Source organism: Sphingobacterium tabacisoli, from assembly GCF_017908035.1.
Lineage (GTDB): Bacteria > Bacteroidota > Bacteroidia > Sphingobacteriales > Sphingobacteriaceae > Sphingobacterium > Sphingobacterium tabacisoli.
Genome location: NZ_JAEQMU010000002.1, coordinates 542981 through 563813, shown reverse-complemented (window position 1 = coordinate 563813; position 20833 = coordinate 542981). Strand labels below are relative to the sequence as shown.

General features: G+C 40.9%; 14 protein-coding genes. 8 read left to right on the top strand and 6 right to left on the bottom strand.

Going from position 1 to position 20833, the window contains the following annotated elements:
• Window positions 1-341: 341 nt before the first annotated feature.
• From JKG64_RS13350 to JKG64_RS13330, 5 genes are all read right to left on the bottom strand, one after another.
• Window positions 342-1412 carry a phytase gene (locus tag JKG64_RS13350; protein WP_210354804.1) on the bottom strand — a complete coding sequence of 357 codons (1071 nt, stop codon included), beginning with the start codon at window positions 1410-1412 and terminating at the stop codon, window positions 342-344.
• A gap of 38 nt (window positions 1413-1450) precedes the next feature.
• The gene (locus tag JKG64_RS13345; protein WP_210354803.1) at window positions 1451-2707 is read right to left on the bottom strand and encodes a right-handed parallel beta-helix repeat-containing protein; all 1257 of its coding nucleotides are present in this window, start codon (window positions 2705-2707) and stop codon (window positions 1451-1453) included.
• Window positions 2708-2715: 8 nt separating this feature from the next.
• Complete coding sequence (locus JKG64_RS13340) at window positions 2716-5499, bottom strand: TonB-dependent receptor (protein WP_210354802.1); 2784 nt, start codon at window positions 5497-5499, stop codon at window positions 2716-2718.
• A gap of 216 nt (window positions 5500-5715) precedes the next feature.
• On the bottom strand, window positions 5716-7338 hold the full coding sequence (locus JKG64_RS13335) for a tetratricopeptide repeat protein (protein WP_210354801.1): 1623 nt from the start codon (window positions 7336-7338) through the stop codon (window positions 5716-5718).
• A 279-nt stretch (window positions 7339-7617) separates the two neighbouring features.
• Window positions 7618-9018, bottom strand: a complete 1401-nt coding sequence (locus tag JKG64_RS13330) for a phosphatase PAP2 family protein (RefSeq protein WP_210354800.1) — start codon at window positions 9016-9018, stop codon at window positions 7618-7620.
• A gap of 490 nt (window positions 9019-9508) precedes the next feature.
• Here JKG64_RS13330 and JKG64_RS13325 point away from each other — a divergent pair, with 490 nt between their 5' ends.
• From JKG64_RS13325 to JKG64_RS13305, 5 genes are all read left to right on the top strand, one after another.
• On the top strand, window positions 9509-10090 hold the full coding sequence (locus tag JKG64_RS13325) for an RNA polymerase sigma factor (RefSeq protein WP_210354799.1): 582 nt from the start codon (window positions 9509-9511) through the stop codon (window positions 10088-10090).
• A 164-nt stretch (window positions 10091-10254) separates the two neighbouring features.
• On the top strand, window positions 10255-11403 hold the full coding sequence (locus tag JKG64_RS13320) for a FecR family protein (RefSeq protein ID WP_210354798.1): 1149 nt from the start codon (window positions 10255-10257) through the stop codon (window positions 11401-11403).
• Window positions 11404-11531: 128 nt separating this feature from the next.
• The gene (locus tag JKG64_RS13315) at window positions 11532-15152 is read left to right on the top strand and encodes a SusC/RagA family TonB-linked outer membrane protein (protein WP_210354797.1); all 3621 of its coding nucleotides are present in this window, start codon (window positions 11532-11534) and stop codon (window positions 15150-15152) included.
• An 18-nt stretch (window positions 15153-15170) separates the two neighbouring features.
• The gene (locus JKG64_RS13310) at window positions 15171-16592 is read left to right on the top strand and encodes a RagB/SusD family nutrient uptake outer membrane protein (protein ID WP_210354796.1); all 1422 of its coding nucleotides are present in this window, start codon (window positions 15171-15173) and stop codon (window positions 16590-16592) included.
• A gap of 9 nt (window positions 16593-16601) precedes the next feature.
• Window positions 16602-18047, top strand: a complete 1446-nt coding sequence (locus tag JKG64_RS13305) for a TlpA family protein disulfide reductase (RefSeq protein WP_210354795.1) — start codon at window positions 16602-16604, stop codon at window positions 18045-18047.
• Window positions 18048-18097: 50 nt separating this feature from the next.
• On the opposite strand, the gene JKG64_RS13300 is transcribed toward JKG64_RS13305, so the two are convergent.
• Window positions 18098-18316 (bottom strand): type IX secretion system membrane protein PorP/SprF, encoded by a 219-nt coding sequence (locus JKG64_RS13300; RefSeq protein ID WP_317195847.1) that lies wholly within the window; start codon window positions 18314-18316, stop codon window positions 18098-18100.
• A gap of 497 nt (window positions 18317-18813) precedes the next feature.
• On the opposite strand from JKG64_RS13300, the gene JKG64_RS13295 reads away from it, so the two are divergent.
• The 3 genes from JKG64_RS13295 to JKG64_RS13285 all read left to right on the top strand — a co-directional run bounded on the left by JKG64_RS13295 (window position 18814) and on the right by JKG64_RS13285 (window position 20831).
• Window positions 18814-19305, top strand: coding sequence for an NUDIX hydrolase (locus JKG64_RS13295; RefSeq protein WP_210354793.1), 492 nt, complete (start codon window positions 18814-18816; stop codon window positions 19303-19305).
• 17 nt (window positions 19306-19322) lie between these two features.
• Window positions 19323-20012, top strand: coding sequence for an HAD family hydrolase (locus JKG64_RS13290; RefSeq protein ID WP_210354792.1), 690 nt, complete (start codon window positions 19323-19325; stop codon window positions 20010-20012).
• Window positions 20013-20243: 231 nt separating this feature from the next.
• Window positions 20244-20831 (top strand): LOG family protein, encoded by a 588-nt coding sequence (locus JKG64_RS13285; protein ID WP_246512597.1) that lies wholly within the window; start codon window positions 20244-20246, stop codon window positions 20829-20831.
• Window positions 20832-20833: the final 2 nt, after the last annotated feature.

Genomic DNA, 20833 nt, shown 5'->3' with positions numbered 1-20833 from the left:
TTAAACAAATCTAACAGGACACCTGTCTCTATTAATAACTCCTAGAAAGTAAAATTGTGTGTAAAAGTCTTGTATTTATTTTATTACTGAACAGGGCCGGATGAGCAGTTCCGATACCTGCTGGAAATGCCATCGGGGGAAGAACTGGCCGTAGAGATTGAACGTGAGAAAAATGTAGTACCTGAGCAAGGTATAGTTTATGAAGAATCTCCTCAAATACTTAAAATAAAATTAACTGAGTAAGGATCAACCTATACTCAGTCAATTCTTTAAAGCGCACAGCAAATCAACACTTTATCAACCTGCTCTGCTTTCCATTAAAAGGTGTGTTTTTTTTCAAATCAATTCGACTTTCTGATATCTAAATCTTTACCGGCAATATCCTCCCATCTATAAAAATGAAATGTCTTATCATCGCTCATGGCTACAAAAAGCCCATGCTGAAAAGTCTTGTTCAATGGTATATTGACGACTTCCGAACCATCACTCTGACGTGCTGCGACAGGTACTGTCTTAGCATATTCATGTACGAAAGGCTGTCCGGGTTTGCCTTCTCTTTTAAAAATCTGAAAACGATTGGCTCCTTGATCTGAAACCAAGATATAACCTGTACTGTCCGTTGTTTCATAGATAGAGATACCTTCATGGTCTTCGGCAAATCCTTCTGTAGCAAACAAAGCCAGTTGTTCATTTCCTTTTTCAGGATCTGCATAGTACTGTTTGATACCGACCTGCTCATCAGAATAGTAAATATAGCCTAGTTTATTATCCACGGCGATGGCCTCAATTTCCTTTTCACCAGAGTAATCTCCAAACTTACGAACAAAGGTGGCTTGTACCTGCCCTTTACCATCATCCGTAAGCTCATACTGCCACAGGTATCCTTCTTTGGGGCCATTCTTACGTCCCACGATAGCATAGATTTTACCCGATGGACTTGTATACAGAGCTATCCCCATCAAATCCCGATGGTCTACACCTGTCTCGCCAACAAACATATCCAATCCTCCATTGTCGACAGGCTTCATATCCGGTAAGGAGAATACCCGTAGCTTGTGCGTAAAGCGTTCCGTCGTCACTGCAATATCAGTTGCTTTTCCACCGAGTACCAGCCCATAAGCAACATCTACATTATTAGGACGCTGTAAGCCATGTACGACTTTCTCCTTTACAATCTTTCCATCCAGATTAAAAACATATAACCCTCCATTCTGATCCTTGTCGGTACCAATCACCAGACTTTGGCTTGGATCTACGCGATTGATCCATATTGCGGGGTCATCGCTATCATATTGTACAGCTTCGGTAATGATCACGGGTTTTATCTCCTCAGTATTCGTTGTATTCTTTTGCTGACAGGCACCCAAGCTTACTGCACCGACAAGCGCTGTCCATATATATCTATTATTCATTGATGTGTAATTATATTAAGTTTATCGATCAGTCCGTATTAATTCTTAGTTCCCAAAGCACCCGCATAGTTTGCCGGTGCAGGAGACGTATAGGTCAATCCATTAGCCAGTGTGAGACCTTTCGCAAAATGCCGGATGAAATCCGTCGTCCCTGCTTTTAGCGCTGGCGAGTTGCCCTGTAATCTAAAATCCCAATCCCTTGCCAACGTACTATTAGTCATCGCCGTATTCAATGGATAATTCACAAACTTAGGATCATTATCCCCTGCTTTGTTCCCTAGCGTCTCTTCCGTACCGCCGACAACATCATTTTTGCCGGGTTGAAATTGATCTACCGTTGCCTGATCGTAGCCATAGTACCAGTTGTGACTGATTTTAGAACGCGCATCTTCTAGTTTTTTAGGATCCCGCTTAATACCAAAGCGTGTATTGGCAAAAATATTATTGTATAGATCGGCGCGTACCGAAGCTTCCAGCCACACAGAACCGCCCTTGGCTGTAGGTCTCCTCCAACCGGTATTGACCAATGTATTGTTGTAAGCGATGATATAAGCCTGTGGTGTGCGGTCCCCAGCATTTGAAAGCTTTAATGCATTCGTATTCACACTATACACCAGATTATAAGCTACATCTGCAAGACAGCCAGACTTAAAGTTCATCGCCTCTCCACCGGTTACCCCATTTGTGTGGAAGGTGTTGTTTGCAAAAATGATTTTACCACCTTCGATATAGGTACAGTCTTCCTGAAAATGACGAAATATACTGTTCTGTACAATCAGCTTTCCATTGACATTTGAAAACCAAAGCCCAGGCAACCCCTCTCCAGCTTTATTCTTGTAAAGCCCCAACTTGACCGAAGTCGAAATATCGGAAGTCATCGCTCCACCATACTCCAAGATCGTGTGATCCAGTACCAGCTCCCCACATGTCGGCGCCGCTAGAATTCCACCCCAAAGGGCTCCAAATTTGTTCTGTTCTGTCCTTGCAGACTCCTCAATAGTAAATAGGACCGGACTTTCTGCTGTACCCAATGCATAGAGGTCACCTAATACTACGATTTCGGGTTTCTTAAGCGTATCCAGAATCACCGTCACGCCTTCTTCAATGGTCAACGATTTTCCCTCCGGAATAATAATATCTCCTTTTATATGATGTACACTTCCTTTGGTCCACACACCAGATACTTCCCCTATAGCCGACTCTTCCTGTCCCGAAGTATCCACATTGATATTCGCTTTTTCGCAAGCCGTAAACAGGGCTATCACAGCGATTATGATTGAAAGATTCTTTTTCATACAATTTCTTATTTATTAAACTTATAACGTACGCCAATCAAATAATTCTGTCCATATAAATCCTTACGGATGAGGGTCTGCCCATTGCTTACTAAATCTTCTGCTATCTTATCATTCTCTGGGTTTGTGCCCTTGATAAATAGCTTCATCGGTGTATTCAATAGATTATTAGCTTTTGCAAATACAGCCCATCCATGGCGAAACTGCTTTTCGGCTGATGCATCCATATTGGCAAATCCTTTTTGCCATAGGTCGTTGTCCAAGAATTGGGACACCGTATGTATCCGCGGCCCTGTATACGCCATAGCCAGTTGGGCATCGATTCCACTCTTGGCATCTTTAAACAAGAGAGCCACATTAGCGATATGTGCGGACTGTCCATAAAGAGGTCTTTTCTGATCTACAAAGTAAGCTTCAATATCTCCCGTCTGACTGTTAATACGTCTTGCAGTCTTTGGCGTAGTGATTGCTGAATGCGTATAAGTATAATTGGCTTTCACCCCAAAGCGACTGAAATACTTTATAAAATCTACCTCCAATCCATAGTTTTTGGCATTCCCAAAATTACCGGGACTGTAGTAGATGTCTTGCCCACGGATAGCATCTGCCTGGAATGTATATTCAATAGGATTCTGTATACTTTTATAAAAAACACCTACCATAAGCTGCTCTGATGCTTCGGGGAATAACTCATACCGTAAATCGAAATTGTCGGCTAGGGCGCGCTTGATATCCGGATTTCCTCTTTCCTGAAACTCTTCATTGACCACTTTGGATGGCACTACCTCGTAAAATCCAGGACGATTCAATGCACGATAATATGCCGCGTGCAGCTGTGATTTCTTCGTCAGATGATATTTCAAGGTCAAACTAGGCAACCAGTCCACATACACCTGCTTACCTGTCGGAGACTTCTCTCCCGCAGTAAACAAGAGATCATATCCCTGGTTGGTGTGTTCCATACGTATCCCTCCGATGGCTTGAAACTGCTCATTCTGATAGTTAAACATACCATATACCGCAGCCAATTTTTCACTGGCATCGTATGTCAGGGGATTACTTACGGCGCCATTTGGATTTCTGACCACTAGATTTAAATCTGTGTAGCGTTCAAAATCTACTCCATATATACCATGTGCATCTGCTGCAGATGGCGATAATGTATAGTTATTATAAAAGCTGCTCCGACGTTTGTCTCGATACAACCCTCCTGTAGAAAGCTCCAGCTTTCCATCACCGCTATCCAGTCGGTACGCTAAATCCCAGTATCCTGCAAAATCCTCATCGGTATTTCGTTCCCAGCGGTAAGTGACCGGTGCGGTGTTTACTAAGGAAGTGCGCCTTTGTACAAAGTTTTCCTCCAAGCCATTCAGACTGATCAGCGTATTCTGAGGTACCTCATTACGTGCCGATGAATACACCGCAGACCAGCGTAATTTCAAACGATCATCTACAAAGTTGTGGTCCCCTTGCAGTGTCCCGTTATAGATCTGCTGTTTAGTCAATCTGCTACGTGTTGTAAACACCAATTCTGCATTGCCCTGCTGGGGCTTATATTCTGAATTGTAGGTCGTCGTCACGCCCTCGCGTAGCTGTTGGTTTTCCAGATTGACAAACATATTATAAAAACTAATCTTGTGGGCCTGGTTGAATTGGTAGTCGAGTTTACCATGCAAGCCCAATCGCTGCAACTGCTCTGAATAGATCCGGTCTACCTTGTTTGTAATCACTGCAAAAGCATCAGTACCCGTCACTGCGGAATTGTAAAACTCGCTATTACTACCTCGGTGCATATTTTGATAGCTGGCCCCAATGATAAGTCCTAGCTTTTGATCCAAAAAGCGCTCTCCAAAAGTAATATTCCCCACCATATCAGGAATAGGATGCTTGTACGTATAATCCAATGTACCTTTGGAAAAATCAGACTGTGTAGCGTTATAGTCTTTTCCATTCCGTTCATAAGGCGATTTCCCTTTAATAGCAGAGGCATCAAACCCTCCAAAGTCTCGGTCAAAAAACTGTTGGTTATACCCCAGTGCAAAATTGGCATCGATCTTTCGCTTTGCAGGAGCCGTCTTCATGACCATATTGACCACTCCACCTATGGCATCCGCTTCCATATTGGGTGTCAAAGATTTATAAACCTCCAAGCGTTCTAACATATCTGATGGAAATAGATCTAAGGGGACATAGCGGTACTTATTGTCCGGACTCGGCATCTTCACTCCATTCACTAACGTCGTGTTATAGCGCTTATCCATCCCCCGGATCAGAGCGTACTGCCCTTCTCCATTGCTGCTACGCTCGATGGAGACCCCAGACACCCGTTGCATCACATTTGCTACTGTAAGGTCGGGCGAAATCTCGATAGCTCTAGAAGAAACCACATTCATAATCTGAGATGCGTTACGTTCCATACGACGGGCACTGGGATCATCAGCTCCCGCTTTACGGCTCCCTTTGATCGTAACTTCCATCAACCGCTGATTGCTACCCTGCAGATAGAATACAAACTCGGGTGTTCCTTCCTTTTCTACCTGAATACTTTTTTGAATAGTCTCATAAGAGACAAAAGAGATCCGAATGTTTTCCGCTCCTGCAGATAGTCCCTTGATCTCGAAGGATCCATCCAACCCCGTCAATGCGGTCTTACCGCTATGGAGTAAAGTGATACTTGCTCCCGGCACGGCCTCACCTGTCTGTTGGTCCAGTACCTTTCCTTTGATCTTTGTTGCGTAAGACAATTGTACGCAGCAAAAAACGAAAAATAGCATGCTTAAAATTCTATTCATAGCTTTAGTCAATTCTTATTTGTTTTATGACCTCACAAAGATGGAAGCTTCCAAATAGATTAGCTCTTTTTGAGCGTTACATTAAAGCAACAACAATACCCACACGATAATCAAAGCGTTAACAACAAAATAAAAAAAGCTACAAATCAACAACTTAAGCAAAAACAAATCTCCATTATCTCTATGTTAAGCCTAGATCAACGAACCATTAACACCCTAAACAGACTGTATATAGGTCGCTAGATTATCGCTTTGAGGGATATCCAGTTTTTTACGTAGACGATGTCTTGAGACCCGTAGGCTATCTGTAGATATTCCCATGATCGTAGCGATGTCGGTATTATTGAGATTGATCTTAAGCAGTGCAATCAGACGAAGATCTGCAGCGGTAAAATCTTTTCCCAGAGCTTTTAGACGATCGAAAAAAGTCTGGTGTACCTGTTCGAATGTCTGCATAAAATCCTTCCAGTACTGCTCCTGTGCTATACTTTCGTTGATCTCTAGAATTAATTTCTGCATCAGACGTTTCTGATCCCGCTTGTCATCCTTGACCATAGCCTGTAACGAACCTCGCAACGTTTCTAAAAACTTGTTGTTCCGAATCAGATGCAAGGTGTGTGTAGAAAGTTCCTTACTCTTCAGCTCCAATTGTTCCCGCAACTTTTCCTGCTCCAATTTTTGATTCGCCAGGCGGCTTTCCAAGAGTTCGCTTTCTATTCTGCGCTGATGCGCTTCCACCTGCTGTTCCTTAATCTTTAGTCGTTGTCGACTTAAAAAGTTGACAAAAAGAAGAACCAATAGTATGACGACAATCAGTGAGGCGACAATCATAGTCTGGGTGACCTTACGATCTGCCTGTAACTGTTCAATCTCATTGGTCTGTTTTTCCATATCGTAGAGCGCCTGCAAAAGCGACGATTGTTTCATCCCATCTACCGAATAAATATCCAATGTGTGCTTTCGGCTCAACTCGGCATAGTGAAAAGCACTGTCCAATTGTCCATAGAGCGCATAGGTTTTACCAAGATCCTTTGCTGTCGCTGCCAACTGGTAATTGTACCCATGCTGTTCTGCCATCTGATAAGCTCGCTTGCTCACGGCAATACTCTCTACATAATGACCAGTTTTTCGTAGAATATCCCCTTGATTATTTATTACTTCGATACTTCCATTGAGATCATTGGACTTGGTGTAGTAATCTAGAGATAACTTAAAATAGTAGGAGGCCGAATCATACTTAGCGAGATCTTCATAAATGCTACCTAGATTTTCGTACACTTTGGCCCGTCCGACATCATCACCTACCTGCTCAAAATGATGCAGGGCTCGAAATTGGTATTTGAAAGCGGAATCGTACTGCTGCTGTTTTTCATAGAGATGCCCTATATTAGCCAATACCTCAGCAAGTCCAAGCTTATCGTCTGTCTTTTCAAAGATTTTGAAAGCCTGCTGGTAATATTTGTTGGCCATTGCACTCTGCTTGTTGTAGTAATAAAAGAGTCCTAAATCATTCAGATTGGCGGCAAAAAGATTGGGTTTCTGCAATTGGGCAAAAATCTTGTCTGCATCCAAAAAATACTCCAAGGCCAGGTTGTAATGCCCCTGAGCCAAACAGATCTGCCCCATCTGTTGGAGACACAGTCCCTGTTGCTCCCGATCTTGTACTGATAGCGCCTCATTGTAACGTTTTTTAAGCTGTACGATCAGCGAATCCGGGTTCTGTGTGCTTTTTAATTGCGGGGTTTTAATCCGTTGTGCAAGGGCATTACCACTGGAGATAGTTATACAAAGTACAGCTATAATAGCGACCCTTATATATGGAGGTATTTTGTTGAACATGTGTACTCATAAGGTTAAGAGACAAAGTACCTGACTTAGTTTGGTGATAACGTTATTTTTATGTTAATAAATCATTAACATTACCCAATAAACGGAAACATTTCAGTTTTTGAATTACAATAGTAAACCGATTAGAAGCATACACTGTCCCAACCGAAGAAAATCACATATTTTATAAAGAAATATTCAATAGCCAGTATGACCTAAACCTATAAAGTAAAACCTTTGGGACATGTCGACTTGCTTCCTAAACGGACGGTATGTAGAAGAACCCATTCGTTAAAAAAAAGCAGTCAATCGCAAACCTAAAGTAAAATAGTGAACCCGCTCTTTTACTGAAAAATTATTGTTCCCATCATTAAAATCATCATCCAGCTCTACTCCATTTGCAAAATGATAGCGAATCTTCGGATTGATCTGATTATAATTGGAATAGGCAGTAACTCCAAGCCCTCTGTTAAGCTTATAGGTAAATGCCGCACCTGTATTCCAGCGAAAAGCTGGTTTTGGCTTATAATGGGCTATTTCTTCTTCCTGGTATATTTTCTGTCCATTTCCATCATCTTCTGTATATTTAAGAAATACCTTGCCGCTTGAAGTAGCCGTATATCCAGCAGTCGCTTTTAAAGTAAGTAAAAAGCTGTCGGACAAAGCATAAGAGTAATATGGCCCCAAGCCAGCAGAAAGAAACCCCATGGATTGTGTTTCAAGATTATACTGTTGAGTCTGATAGTCCTCGGATAGCCATTCTTCTTTAATAGGTCTGATCGGAAAACTCGCAAAACCGATATCTCCGCCTACTCCCCATTTTTTTGAGAAGAAATAGGCTCCTTCGAAGCCTCCCTCAAACCCCTTTTGTTTGTTATCATCAAGTCCCGAGTTTTTAAAAAAATTCGTTGTCGCTAAAGCCGTACCTAGCTTGATCGCCAGGAATGAAGGGTTGTCATTGCCTTCTATCCGAGATAGGATACCTAGATTATCGCCCTTGTTTTTATAAAATTTATCTATAAAAAAGTAGCCCAACTCGCTAGACAAAAGACCTATGCCTGCGCCTGCCAGAACATCGGGCAACCAATGTCTATTGTTTAAATTCCGACCCAAGCCGGTAAGCGCAGCTGACCCATAGCCAGCTATACTATAAGCAGGGTTTACCAAACCATACTCCTTATCCAGAAAACCAGCATTAGTAAATGCCATAGCAGTATGTCCAGAAGGAAAGGAGTTTTTTTGCGAACCATCCGGGCGCTCTACCCGGGCAGTGTACTTGATCGAGTTGACCAAAACACCCATTATGACCAAACTCGTAGCATAAGAAAGTGTCGCTCTGCCTGTGTTATTCCGTCCTTTTACACCTGCTAATTTCAATGCATATACAGTAGCTGTAGGGGCATACTGAAGATAATCATCGTATCTAGCCTTGAAGGAAGGAAGGTATCGGTTGCGAATATCCCGAATCTGTTCCCGTCTCCCCCATGTTGCAGCAGCCGTTGAAAACAGTAACAGTGGTGCTATAGATCGTCGGGCCAACTCTGTACGCATAAAAGAATGGCTGGCATCCTGAATACTATCGGGAGTCGTTAATAAAAAGTCTTTGGAAGTAGAATCTGGTAGTAATGTATCTTGTGCCTTAAGACATAAGACATGAAATAGAATTGCAAAGAGAAAAACAGTCTTCTGCATGTATTATTTATAGATGTTCTAGAATTGATATTTTTTTTGACTCTGGCATTGCCGGAAATATTTCCATTCACATTCCCAGAAACGGAGGAACCTTATACTTTCTGAAATAACTAAACAGTTTATTTTAATAAATCTTAGTATTAACTATACAATTTTTAACCTTAATCCATAATAATCGATACAGCAGGTTGAGCTTCAAATGTAATGATTTCACTTGAAGAATTTAAATCTTATTCATTTGCCAGTGTTTTAATTTCCTTCTCCATAACGTCGCAACTTTTAGAATATGCATCAAACACTTTCCTTGCTACAATGGTCTATCGATGAGGTTTTGGTGCTCTATGTCAATAGGACAGTTCTATTAAAGTACGAAACAGAAATAATAGTGTCTTTAAAACTTTGATCTCCCCAAAATACAGTTTTTTTAGAAAAAGAAGTCTTGTATATTTGTCCAAAATTACTACAAAAATCTAATCACTAACCATTGAAGATGCAGGAGATCGCTTTTGATAATGAGCTTTTATCCGGACTGAAACGCTCGGAAAGATCCGCCTTTAATTCTATTTATGAAAAGTACAGTAGTGTGCTTTACAAGACCTCCTTCAAACGTATACCGGATTCAGATCTTTGCAATGATATCATTCACGATATCTTCTTAGCACTTTGGGAAAACCGCGAAAAGTCCAACATCATCAATCTGAAAGCTTACCTTTTTCAGTCTTTACGTTACCTTATTATCGACCATATCCAAAGAAAGGGTAAGACTGAAAAACTATTTCAAAACTACCTCTATTTCTTACAAAAGGACTATATAGGCACCGATCACACTATACGAAGTACGCTATTGGAACAATTGATTGACGAAGAAGTCAAACGCCTTCCTGAAAAGATGCGTATGGTCTACTTAATGAGCCGTCAACAACATCTCAGCCACGAAGAGATTGCAGGAAAATTAGGTATTTCAAAAGATACCGTACGTGCCCATATCAAACAAGCACTCCGAAGACTGCGTATACGATTAGGAATGATACTTTTTTTACTTATTCTGATTACGGTATCTCTTTTTGGTTAGCTATTCTTAAGATGTTAACGCACCTTGTAAATTTAAAAAAAATAAATAGACTGAAAATCAAATATTTACAATTATGTTTTGATTTTTTAAACTTTACTCTACCCCCTCACTCTTCCAAAACAGACTTCTATATAAAGGGACAGGAGTATCTCTACTAACAATTTATGAAGCGAAACACCAATTTAAGTAATCTTCTCTTAAAAAAATATCTGGACGGCGAGTGTACCGCCGCAGAAAAGGAACTTGTAGAACGCTGGTATGATGAGCTGCATGGACCCCAAGAAGAATTGGATGCTCCCCTATTGACGAACAACCTGAATTCGATTCAGGAAAAACTATCCGTGAACACTAAACTTAAGGCAATCAAATGGTATAAACATCCACTCTCCGTTGCTGCCGCAGTTGCTGTATTATTATCCATAGCAATCGGTATACGCTACTTGAAGCAAGCCCCTGTTCCACAGATCTCAATTGTTTCATCAGACAAAGAGAAAGCCTATATCCTCACTTCTACTGGTGATAGTCTGAATCTAACAGGAATGGCAATTGGAGAAAAAGCAAACCTTGGTGCTCTATTGATTGAGCGAAATAAAGATGGGGAGGTATGCTACCGAAGTCTAGAGAGCTTGATACCACAACAGGTCAGGATCATTACCCCTCCCGCTGGTCATTATAGATTCATATTGCCGGATGGCACCAAAGTACATCTAAATGCTGGATCTAGCCTTCTATTCAACAGTGATCTGGCCAGTGGGAACCGTATGGTTCGGCTTAATGGTGAGGCCTATTTTGAAGTGATTCCCCAACTCAACCAGCAAGGTGGTAAAAATCCATTTACTGTGCACAGTAAGGGTCAAAAAATAACCGTCTTGGGTACCCAGTTTAATATATGCGCCTACGATAACGATTCTTTTTCTAACACCATCCTATTGGAGGGGGCTATAGACCTTGAAGCCATGTTTGGAAAGAAAACATCCGTACGTCTTAAACCGGGTCAAAAGGTAACCTTGGATAATAAAACTGGAGCGTTGCTGACTGATGCTGTAGAAAAGGAAACTTCTATAGACTGGACATCTGGATATTACAAATTTGAAAATGAAACCTTGGAGATCCTCGCCAAACGTCTCTCAAGATGGTATGATGTAGAGATCATTACAGACCCTAGTGTAGCGCAACTCACTTTCGGAGGGCGGATATCGCGTCAGGAAGATCTACTGAAAGCGATTGAAATCTTGGAAATGACAGGAAAAATAAAGGTATTACAGGAGGAAAATCAACAGAAAAAGAAACTAACCATAACAAACACAAACTAAAAAATGAAACGAGCCCCTTAATGGAATACTAGGCTTTATAAAAAATCGGAGGTGTTGGAGCACCCCCGATATATAAACAAGGCCTTACTGGAATTTTTGATGTAAACATTCATTTTCAAAACCTTATTATGAACAAAAGTATAAAAAAACATTTGTACAGGATAGCTATGCTTCCAACTTTTGGGCAGAAGACTGCATTTTCTACATTTTCAAAGCAGTCCTGTATAGATCACACGACTATAAAACACATTCTTATGAAAATGCAATTGGTATCCTTGCTGCTCTGTATATTTCTCATACAGGTTGTAGCTAACACCAGTGGGCAGACGGTCAGTATATCTGGAAAAAATCTAAAACTAACACAGATTTTTGAGAAGCTGAGTGAACAAAGCAATTTTGATATTCTTTATAATAGTAAAGATATACAGGATGCCCCCACTGTTACCATTGATATGAAGGGAGCTAGCCTTCATCAGGTGCTTAATTACTGTCTGCAGGGACAGCCTTTTCATTACCAGATCAAGAACCGGACTATCGTCATTCATACTAAGAAGGACGATGGCCTACAACAGTCTATCCAGGGACGTGTAGTCGATGAAAAAGGTAAGCCCCTCGTAGGAGCTGGCATATTGGTCGTGGATAGCAAATATAGTACAACAACTGATCAAAATGGTTACTTCCGTCTCGACAATATCCCGAAAAATCTCAGTTTTCTAAAAGTATCGTATGTAGGAATGCACAGCATTACGGTAACAATCAAAAAGAATATGGGAGATATTATCTTGAGTGGTGACAATGCTGAACTTGACGAGGTACTGATCCATACGGGATATCAGAGCATATCCAAAGAGAGGGCCACTGGAGCCTTTGATGTAGTATCAGGTAAAAAGATAGAAAACAAACTACAGACCAATGTACTCGAACGCCTCGAAGGTATGGTACCGGGACTAATGATGATCAATGGACGTGACAAAGGGGATGATGCATTGACAATCCGTGGGGTTTCGACGCTATTTGGTACAAAACGTCCCTTGATTGTGGTAGACAACTTTCCTATCGAGGGAGATATACAGTCCATCAATCCGAATGACGTGGAAAGCATAACGGTATTAAAAGATGCAGCAGCATCTTCGATATGGGGTGCACGCGCTGCTAATGGGGTCATTGTCATCACAACAAAAAAAGGAAAAAATTCTGGCACTGAATTTCAATACACCAATAGCTTCCAGTTCCAGCCCAAACCCAATATCGGTTACCTCAACCGTCTTTCGTCGGCAGACGATATTGATATCGAAAGCAAACTGATTCCTAGAACACAAGCCTTTGAACAACGCGTACGTAGACAAGGTACACCAATATCTCAATATGCTCAATTAGTTCTTGATTCCTTGACAGGTAGAATTACAGCGCAGGAATTCGACCAACGTGTAGGCCTATTAAGAGGCTTAGACAACACACAGCAAATCAAAGACCTGTTAATGCAGAATCCCTTTGTTCAAACCCATAGTTTATCGCTTAACGGAGGCTCTGATAAGATACAGTATTATGGTTCTTACAACTACTCAGATAGCCGAGGATTCGACAAGTTAGACAACCAGAAAAATCATACCGTATTTTTAAAATCTTCCTTCCAGATAAGTAATAGGCTGCAGCTCGGTATCAATACCAACTTAAATTTCGGAAGTGACAGAACCTCCCCTATTTCTGCTCTGGGCATATTTCGCTTAAAACCTTACGACATGCTTCTTGATGCACAGGGCAATCCCGCGGCCATGAACCGACAAGCAGGATCTTCAGGACAATCGGATAGTAATGTATACACCATCGCTGAGCGACGTGCCTGGGGATTAGAGGATGAAGCCTATTACCCTTTGTTAGAAATGCACCGTACTGAGATAAACGGTACACGCGCAGCACAAAGATTACAAGCAGAACTCAACTACAAACTATTCGACGGTATCAATTTCAATCTGAGTTATCAGCTGGAAAAAGGTAATGCATATACGAAGAATTACGCACACCGCAATCAGGCGAACTTAGTCAAATTGATCAATGACTATGTAACGCCAGTACTCGCTCCTGACGGAAGTATTACAACAAATCCCGATGGCACCTTAAAATCGCCAAAATACAATCTTCCACAGGCAGGCCGACTGGATGAAAGCCGCTCCGATTTTACCGGGCACGTGATACGCGGTACAATGCAACTGAACAAAACCTTTGGTAATCACGAAATAGCGGGGATACTGGGACTAGAGAATCAAAAAGTAATGACCTCTCAAAACGCAATCAGCAAGTACGGCTACGATGATAACACCTTGCAATTTGTACAGATCGATCACGAGAACTTAAACTACGTAACTCCTGTGTTATCAAATATATCAGGAATAAAGCCAAGCGTTCCCGTCAGCGACAAATTTGGCTACACTGAGGATCGTTTTGTCTCCGCATTTGCTAATGCCTCTTACACTTATAAAGGCAAATATGTATACTCTGGCAGTATTCGTCTGGACCAAACGAATATGTTCGGTACTGATCCGAAATACTTTTACCGCCCTATGTGGTCTTCAGGTCTGAGTTGGAATATAGGCAAAGAAGATTTTATGATAGACCTTCCGTTTAACCGTTTGGCTTTGAGAGCTACATATGGTACAAATGGCAATATCCCAAAAAACTCGGGGCCTTTTATGATTGCTCAGGCAGACGTCAACTACTGGTCAAAACTCCCAAGTCTGAACATCTACAATCCGGAGAATAATGCATTACGATGGGAAAAGACAGCAATTACCAATTTTGGTTTAGACTTTGCCCTATTTGCCCACCGTATAAGTGGAAAAGTTGACTATTACCTACGCCGTAGTCATGATTTGCTTGGTGATGAAGAAATCAACCCAACATATGGTTTCTCAACGGCATCGATCAATACAGCCAGTATGAATAATGATGGTTTTGAAATTGAGCTCAGCACACAGAATATACGCAACAAAAATTTTATCTGGACAACCACTTTCATGTTTGCCAATAACCGCAACAAAATTACTAAAGTTGCTTTAGCTTCCGCTTACACTAATCCACGGAGCATGGCTTCGGGCATCCCCTACGTTATAGGGAAACCTTATGGAGCCATGTACAGTATCCGTTACGGAGGTCTGACAGCAGACAAAGGGCAATTGCAGATTCTCGATGAGAAAGGTAACCTCGAACCGGATCGGCTTACGAGCAATATGGAAATGGCATACTATTCCGGCAATAGAAGACCGGTAAGTAATGGAGCCTTTACCAACAACTTTCAGTACAAAAACTTTGAACTGAATGCCATGTTTGTCTTTTACCTCGGACATATCATGCGCCAGAATATGCCTTCTCCTTACTACGGTATCGATTCTAAAGACGGAAGGTTAGCAGATGCTTGGAAAAAACCAGGAGATGAGAACCATACGCACATCCCTAACGTAGTTATTGATAATGCACATTGGTACCGATATACCTATTATAGGAATATGCTCGACGTAAATGTATTTAAAGCCGATTATCTCAAACTTAGAGAGGTAATCCTTACCTACAATTTTCCAATGGAAAACTGGAAAGGTCAGAACTATATCAAAGCCTTACAGTTCAATGCACAAGCCCGAAATCTATGGACCTGGAGCAGCAACAAGGAAGGGATAGATCCTGAAGCTTTCCAAAATGGAGCACGTACGCTTCCTCTTTCACCAACATTTGCATTTGGCATAAATGTTAAATTTTAATTTTACCAAAGGAAAAATATGAAAACGAATATATTATCTATACTAAGTGGAATATGTTTACTACTACTTTCATCTTGTGAAAAATACCTGGACATCAAGCCCAAAGGCTATGTGATACCACAGACAGTGGAAGAATATGAGCGCATATTGAACAATGCTAAAATGACCAAACTGCTTTCAGATGGAATAGAACAACTTGCTGACGATTTTTACAATCCAACGTTAGTAAAAGATAACCGTATCCAGGAGGTTGACTATCGTTTATATTTCTGGTTACCATCACCATATACCACCCCGGAAGATTATACCTATAACTCCTATTGGAATATGATGTATGCAGCCATCTACCAGTACAATGCAATCCTGAATGGAATCGACCAGGCAACGGGGGCAACCGAGGAAAGAAAGAAGATTGCAAGAGCCAAAGCATTGGTAGGTCGCTCGATATGCTACTTTTACCTAGCTAACCTCTATACCCAACAATACAACGAAACGACGGCAACCAGCTCTCCTGGAATACCATTGGTCACCAGCAATGACATCACCCAAAAACTGCCTAACCGCGGAACTGTAAAAGAAACTTTCGACTTTATCTTAAAAGGTTTTGAAGACGCCATTTCTGACCTACCGACAACTTCCTTGAGTAACTTCGAAATCAATAGAGCTGGCGCTTACGGCTGGCTCGCACGTACGTACCTCAGTATGAACAAATACAAAGAAGCTAGGCTAGCAGCGGAAGAAGCTTTAAAGATTAACAGCACACTAGTGGATTATAATACACAGTATACTGTTTTTCAACCTGAAGAAGGACCTGCAATCTATACTCCTAAAAGTGGGCATATTTTCATAAGGCCTGATGAACAACCTGAAAATCTGAACATTGTATACTATGGTTATACTAGAGGGATGGCATTCCAATACATAGCGAAAGAGACTGAATCCTTATTCGACCCAAAAGATCTGCGTCGCATCAACCTTGTCCCGAGTTACATTTCTAATAGCGAACCCTATGCGAAATGGGACAAAAAATATATGTACATGGGATATAGCAGCTATGAATATAGTGCTGGGCCATCTACGCCAGAAATGCAGCTGATCAAAGCAGAAGGCCTTGCAAGAAATGGGCAGGTGATAGAAGCATTAGTTCCCTTAAACCTCCTACGTAAAAACAGGATTGCCACTGATTCATATCAACCTATTGTAAGTACAGACAAAAACACGGTACTCGATATTATCTATAAAGAACGGAGACGGGAACTATTATTCAAAGGAATACGTTGGTTCGATATGCGCCGTCTCAATAGCGACCCTGATTTTGGATTCACCGCAAAGCATGAATTAGCAGATGGTACTTTTATTGAATTAAAACCTGGGAATCCACGATATGTTCTATCAATTCCTGACCCAGCTATCACTGATGGTATCACCCAAAATCCATAGAATTATAACATGAAAACATATAGATACATCTTATTGGGAGCCTTAGCTATAGGTTCCATCTCCAAGTCTTTCAGTCAAAAAGGATATCTAGAACTAACGGTACATGCACCAAATACGAAGAACTCGCTTGTTACCGTGACCGCTCCTATCCAAGGGTATTATTTTGAGGGCAACAAAAGAAACTTTCACCTCGATACCCTATCTTTTAAGCGTACACAACAGATACCTTTAGATGGATTATCTATAATTAGTATTTCCAACGATTATAGAGAAGCCAAGTTAATCGTCCGCCCCGGACAACATGCAGAAGTTTCTTTTTTAGCCAATGGAGACCTATCTATTCAAGGTGACAATGCCCAAGGTCAGCATTTATACAATCAGATTACAGCAGATAATACCCGATCAAGATTTGAAGAACTCGACGTGTCACCTACCGTGGCAGGTCGGTTGCTCAAACTGGACAGTATGCAACAATTAGACCATCATGCCATCACAAGCCTAGCCAATAAGGGGCAGATCGATCCTGATTTTACAAAAAAGCTGAAATCGGAATCCGAAATGTACTACCGTCTATTGTGGTCTACAGATTTATTTTTTACGTGTCGCTCCTTGGTGTATGGAGAAGACCCAAACACTTCAAAAGTAAACCCTGAATTCGTCACCGCATGGAAAGCAATGTATAAGGATATCGATGACACTTGGGCCAGTTCGCCGTTCTTTACCCTGTTGATGTCTCGTTATAGCAGCTTGCTCTCTATCGGAAATGCTTATGAACGGGAAAATTCAAAACCTTGGGCATTGACTGAACTGGAAAAATTGAAACCTCTTTTAAAGGATCGGCTCTTAGAATATACCTGGGCTAACTTCATTGTATTGGGATTGAGCAATAACGAAAATGAACGTGTATGGCTGACAAACTTTGATGAGTTCAAACAACGTTTTCCAAACAGTCCTATTATTTCTGTGCTTACTCCCGCACTAAAACAGGTAGAAGATTATCATGCTAAACTACTGATAGATACTCCAGGGGTTATTTTTATGGATAACACCGCACAATACACCAGTTTAAAAGATCTGATGAAGGGAATTAAAGGCAAATTCTATTACGTAGATCTGTGGGCGACTTGGTGTGGACCATGTAAAGCGGAGTTGCAACACAGCATCAAACTCCACGATGAACTGGAAAAAATTGGCTTTACACCGCTGTATCTTTCTCTCGATAATGAAAAAGCAAATGAAAAATGGAAAGAAATGGTCAAAGGCTTTCCTTTGAAAGGGCTTAATATGCGTACCGGAGAGGCCTTACATAAGGGGATCAACCAGGAAGTCCCCAAATTTACAGGTATCCCTCGCTACTTAATCGTGGATAAAAACGGAGATATTGTCAATTGGGATGCCTTGCGTCCCAGTGATGGCAGTGCATTGATTAAGCAATTGCAATCCTACTTAAAATAATAGACTAGTGTTTAACAAAAGAAGGTGTTTAAGACACCTTCTTTTTACTCCTACAATAATCCCATTCCTCCGAGCCGGTAGCGAAAGCCGACTTCGTGGGTATTATTGGATATCTTTTGATTCAGTGTATGTCCATTCACGCTGAACTGATAACTATAGCCTATACCAAAATTGCCAAAGTTGAGTTGCATCAGAGCAGATAGATCTCCTTGATTCTGCCCCCCCATCCCCAGATCAATCTTGGGTCCCATGAATACCATTGCATTGATATCAAAGCGGGGTTAGATGATCCACATTAAATCCAGTAAGCACTTTTCCATGAAAAAAGTATCAAACAAAGATTAATTTGCTTCCTTTTTAAGAAATCACTTACATTTTCACTAGCTATTTTTCATTCCGAGACCCATGGTTAAACAAACTCCCCTTCAAAAAAGTCTGATAGGTTTCTTTCAGACGGATCAGCTGAATTTGCTAAAAGCGACTTCCTTTTCACTTGTAATGACTCTTCGTCCCTGCTTCTTCCGACCTAAAACAATAGCAAATCTGATTGAAATTCTGTAATTTTGGACAGAGCCTATTGGCGGTAAGAGTATATAAATGAATCTCAATCTAAAATGAGTTTATCTCTTGAAAAGGCTACCAAAGCTCTCTTCTTATCTTGGGATAAGTAACCCTAGATAAGATTGTAATATAAGCACAAAAAATATTCTTGATGATTCAAAAAAAAAACATGAATCGTCAGGAGAAAAGAATCTAACAATAGAGAATGAATAATAAAGTGCCTTTAGGAATCAAACGAGTGGCTACACTTTGTGTCCTACGACATCAAAATAGTTTTTTATTATTGAAAAGACTCAAAGAGCCAAATAAGGATGATTATACCCCTGTGGGAGGTAAGGTGGATCCCTTTGAAAGTCCGCTAGCTGGCGCGATCAGGGAGACATTTGAAGAGACAGGAATAAACGTGGATACGATGCGCTTTTGTGGCATTCTGACGGAGTCTTCTCCTACAAAGTATAATTGGGTAAACTATGTGTATATCGCTGATATAGATTACGTCGTCCCTCCGCTCTGTAATGAAGGAACTCTAAACTGGATTGATTTTGAGGATCTGCTTAATGTCCCAACCCCCAAAACAGATTGGTATATCTATAAATATATTTTGGACAAGAAGCCTTTTGCATTCAATGCGGAATATGATGATACATTGTCTTTATTATCAATGCACGAGGAAATCGAAAACAAGATATTGGTATAACAGAGAAAAGGATAGCAATGAAAAATCAGGTACAGACAATAGCATTTGATGCAGATGACACACTTTGGGTAAACGAAGTGTATTTTCAAGATGCGGAAAAAAAATTCTGCATGCTGCTTGAGGATTTTATGCCGCTGCATTCGGTATCTCAGGAGTTGTTTAAAACAGAAATGAAAAACCTACATCTGTATGGTTATGGTATAAAGGGCTTTATGTTATGTATGATCGAAACAGCAAATAGTGTATCTGAGGGAAATGCCTCTATGCAGCTTATCGAGAAGATAATCCATATCGGCCAAGAACTGTTACAAAAGCCTATTGAATTATTACCCGGGGTAGTAAACACATTGGAGCAGCTAAAAGGTAGGTACAGATTGATAGTCGCAACCAAAGGGGATCTGTTGGATCAGGAACGTAAACTAAAGAACTCAGGTCTGTCAGATTACTTTCATCCCATTGAAATAATGAGTGATAAAAAAGTGGCTGACTATAAAAAGCTGTTAAAACATATCGATTGTCCTCCAGAGAGTTTTCTTATGCTTGGCAATTCGATTAAATCAGATATATTGCCTGTTCTGGAACTTGGTGGTTTTGCGGCCCACATTCCTTATCATGTCACCTGGACGCATGAGCAACATGAGCATAATCTGAAGCATCAAAATTTTCTCGAGCTGAAGGATATAAGTTCGATATTAGATTACTTATAGCGTAGCTATTCCAAGCGAATAGGCAAAAAAGGACACGAATAAAATTGGCTTTAAGTATATGAATATCAGCGCAGAACACATCGGATATTATGAAAAGTTGGGATTTAAATATATTGGACAAGGTTATCACCCTTAGAATCAAGAATCTATCAGATAAAGGTCGGTTAAAAGCATCTCACTATACCTCTTTTTCTGAGCATGAATAAAAGATTCAGATAAAACAAAAAATATATGCCTATACAACGGATAACAGTATTCTGCGGATCCAGCGCAGGAAATGAACAACAATTTGGAACCGAAGCCTACAGACTTGGAATATCTCTCGCTAATAGAAATATCGAACTGGTATACGGTGGCGCTATCGTAGGTTTGATGGGGGCTGTCGCAGACGGAGTAATGGAAAATGGTGGTAGAGCTATAGGTGTGCTTCCTCATTTTCTACGTAAAAAGGAAATTGCGCATCATGAGCTAACAGAACTAATATTAGTGGAAACTATGCATGAGCGAAAGACGAAGATGAATGAACTGTCTGATGGGGTGATAGCTCTTCCTGGAGGTTTCGGAACGTTAGAGGAACTATTTGAAATGCTGACCTGGGCACAGCTTGGCCTGCACAAGAAACCAATCGCGATACTAAATATCGACGGTTTCTACAATGAGTTGCTTTCCTTTCTAGAAAACATGATAAACAAAGGTTTTCTAAAACCGATATATCGAGAGATGTTGCTGGTCCATCATGATATCGACAGTTTATTAACGATGATGCATGAATACCAGGCTCCTTCGGTAGAAAAATGGATTGGCAATAAAGAGGTTTAACC

Bases quoted from the DNA above. Each gene is read 5' to 3' on its own strand.
- JKG64_RS13310 (WP_210354796.1), top strand. From the start codon at position 15,171: ATGAAAACGAATATATTATCTATACTAAGTGGAATATGTTTACTACTA.
- JKG64_RS13330 (WP_210354800.1), bottom strand. From the start codon at position 9,018: ATGCAGAAGACTGTTTTTCTCTTTGCAATTCTATTTCATGTCTTATGT.
- JKG64_RS13325 (WP_210354799.1), top strand. From the start codon at position 9,509: ATGCAGGAGATCGCTTTTGATAATGAGCTTTTATCCGGACTGAAACGC.
- JKG64_RS13335 (WP_210354801.1), bottom strand. From the start codon at position 7,338: ATGTTCAACAAAATACCTCCATATATAAGGGTCGCTATTATAGCTGTA.
- JKG64_RS13340 (WP_210354802.1), bottom strand. From the start codon at position 5,499: ATGAATAGAATTTTAAGCATGCTATTTTTCGTTTTTTGCTGCGTACAA.
- JKG64_RS13290 (WP_210354792.1), top strand. From the start codon at position 19,323: ATGAAAAATCAGGTACAGACAATAGCATTTGATGCAGATGACACACTT.
- JKG64_RS13350 (WP_210354804.1), bottom strand. From the start codon at position 1,412: ATGAATAATAGATATATATGGACAGCGCTTGTCGGTGCAGTAAGCTTG.
- JKG64_RS13295 (WP_210354793.1), top strand. From the start codon at position 18,814: ATGAATAATAAAGTGCCTTTAGGAATCAAACGAGTGGCTACACTTTGT.
- JKG64_RS13305 (WP_210354795.1), top strand. From the start codon at position 16,602: ATGAAAACATATAGATACATCTTATTGGGAGCCTTAGCTATAGGTTCC.
- JKG64_RS13315 (WP_210354797.1), top strand. From the start codon at position 11,532: ATGAACAAAAGTATAAAAAAACATTTGTACAGGATAGCTATGCTTCCA.
- JKG64_RS13320 (WP_210354798.1), top strand. From the start codon at position 10,255: ATGAAGCGAAACACCAATTTAAGTAATCTTCTCTTAAAAAAATATCTG.
- JKG64_RS13285 (WP_246512597.1), top strand. From the start codon at position 20,244: ATGCCTATACAACGGATAACAGTATTCTGCGGATCCAGCGCAGGAAAT.
- JKG64_RS13345 (WP_210354803.1), bottom strand. From the start codon at position 2,707: ATGAAAAAGAATCTTTCAATCATAATCGCTGTGATAGCCCTGTTTACG.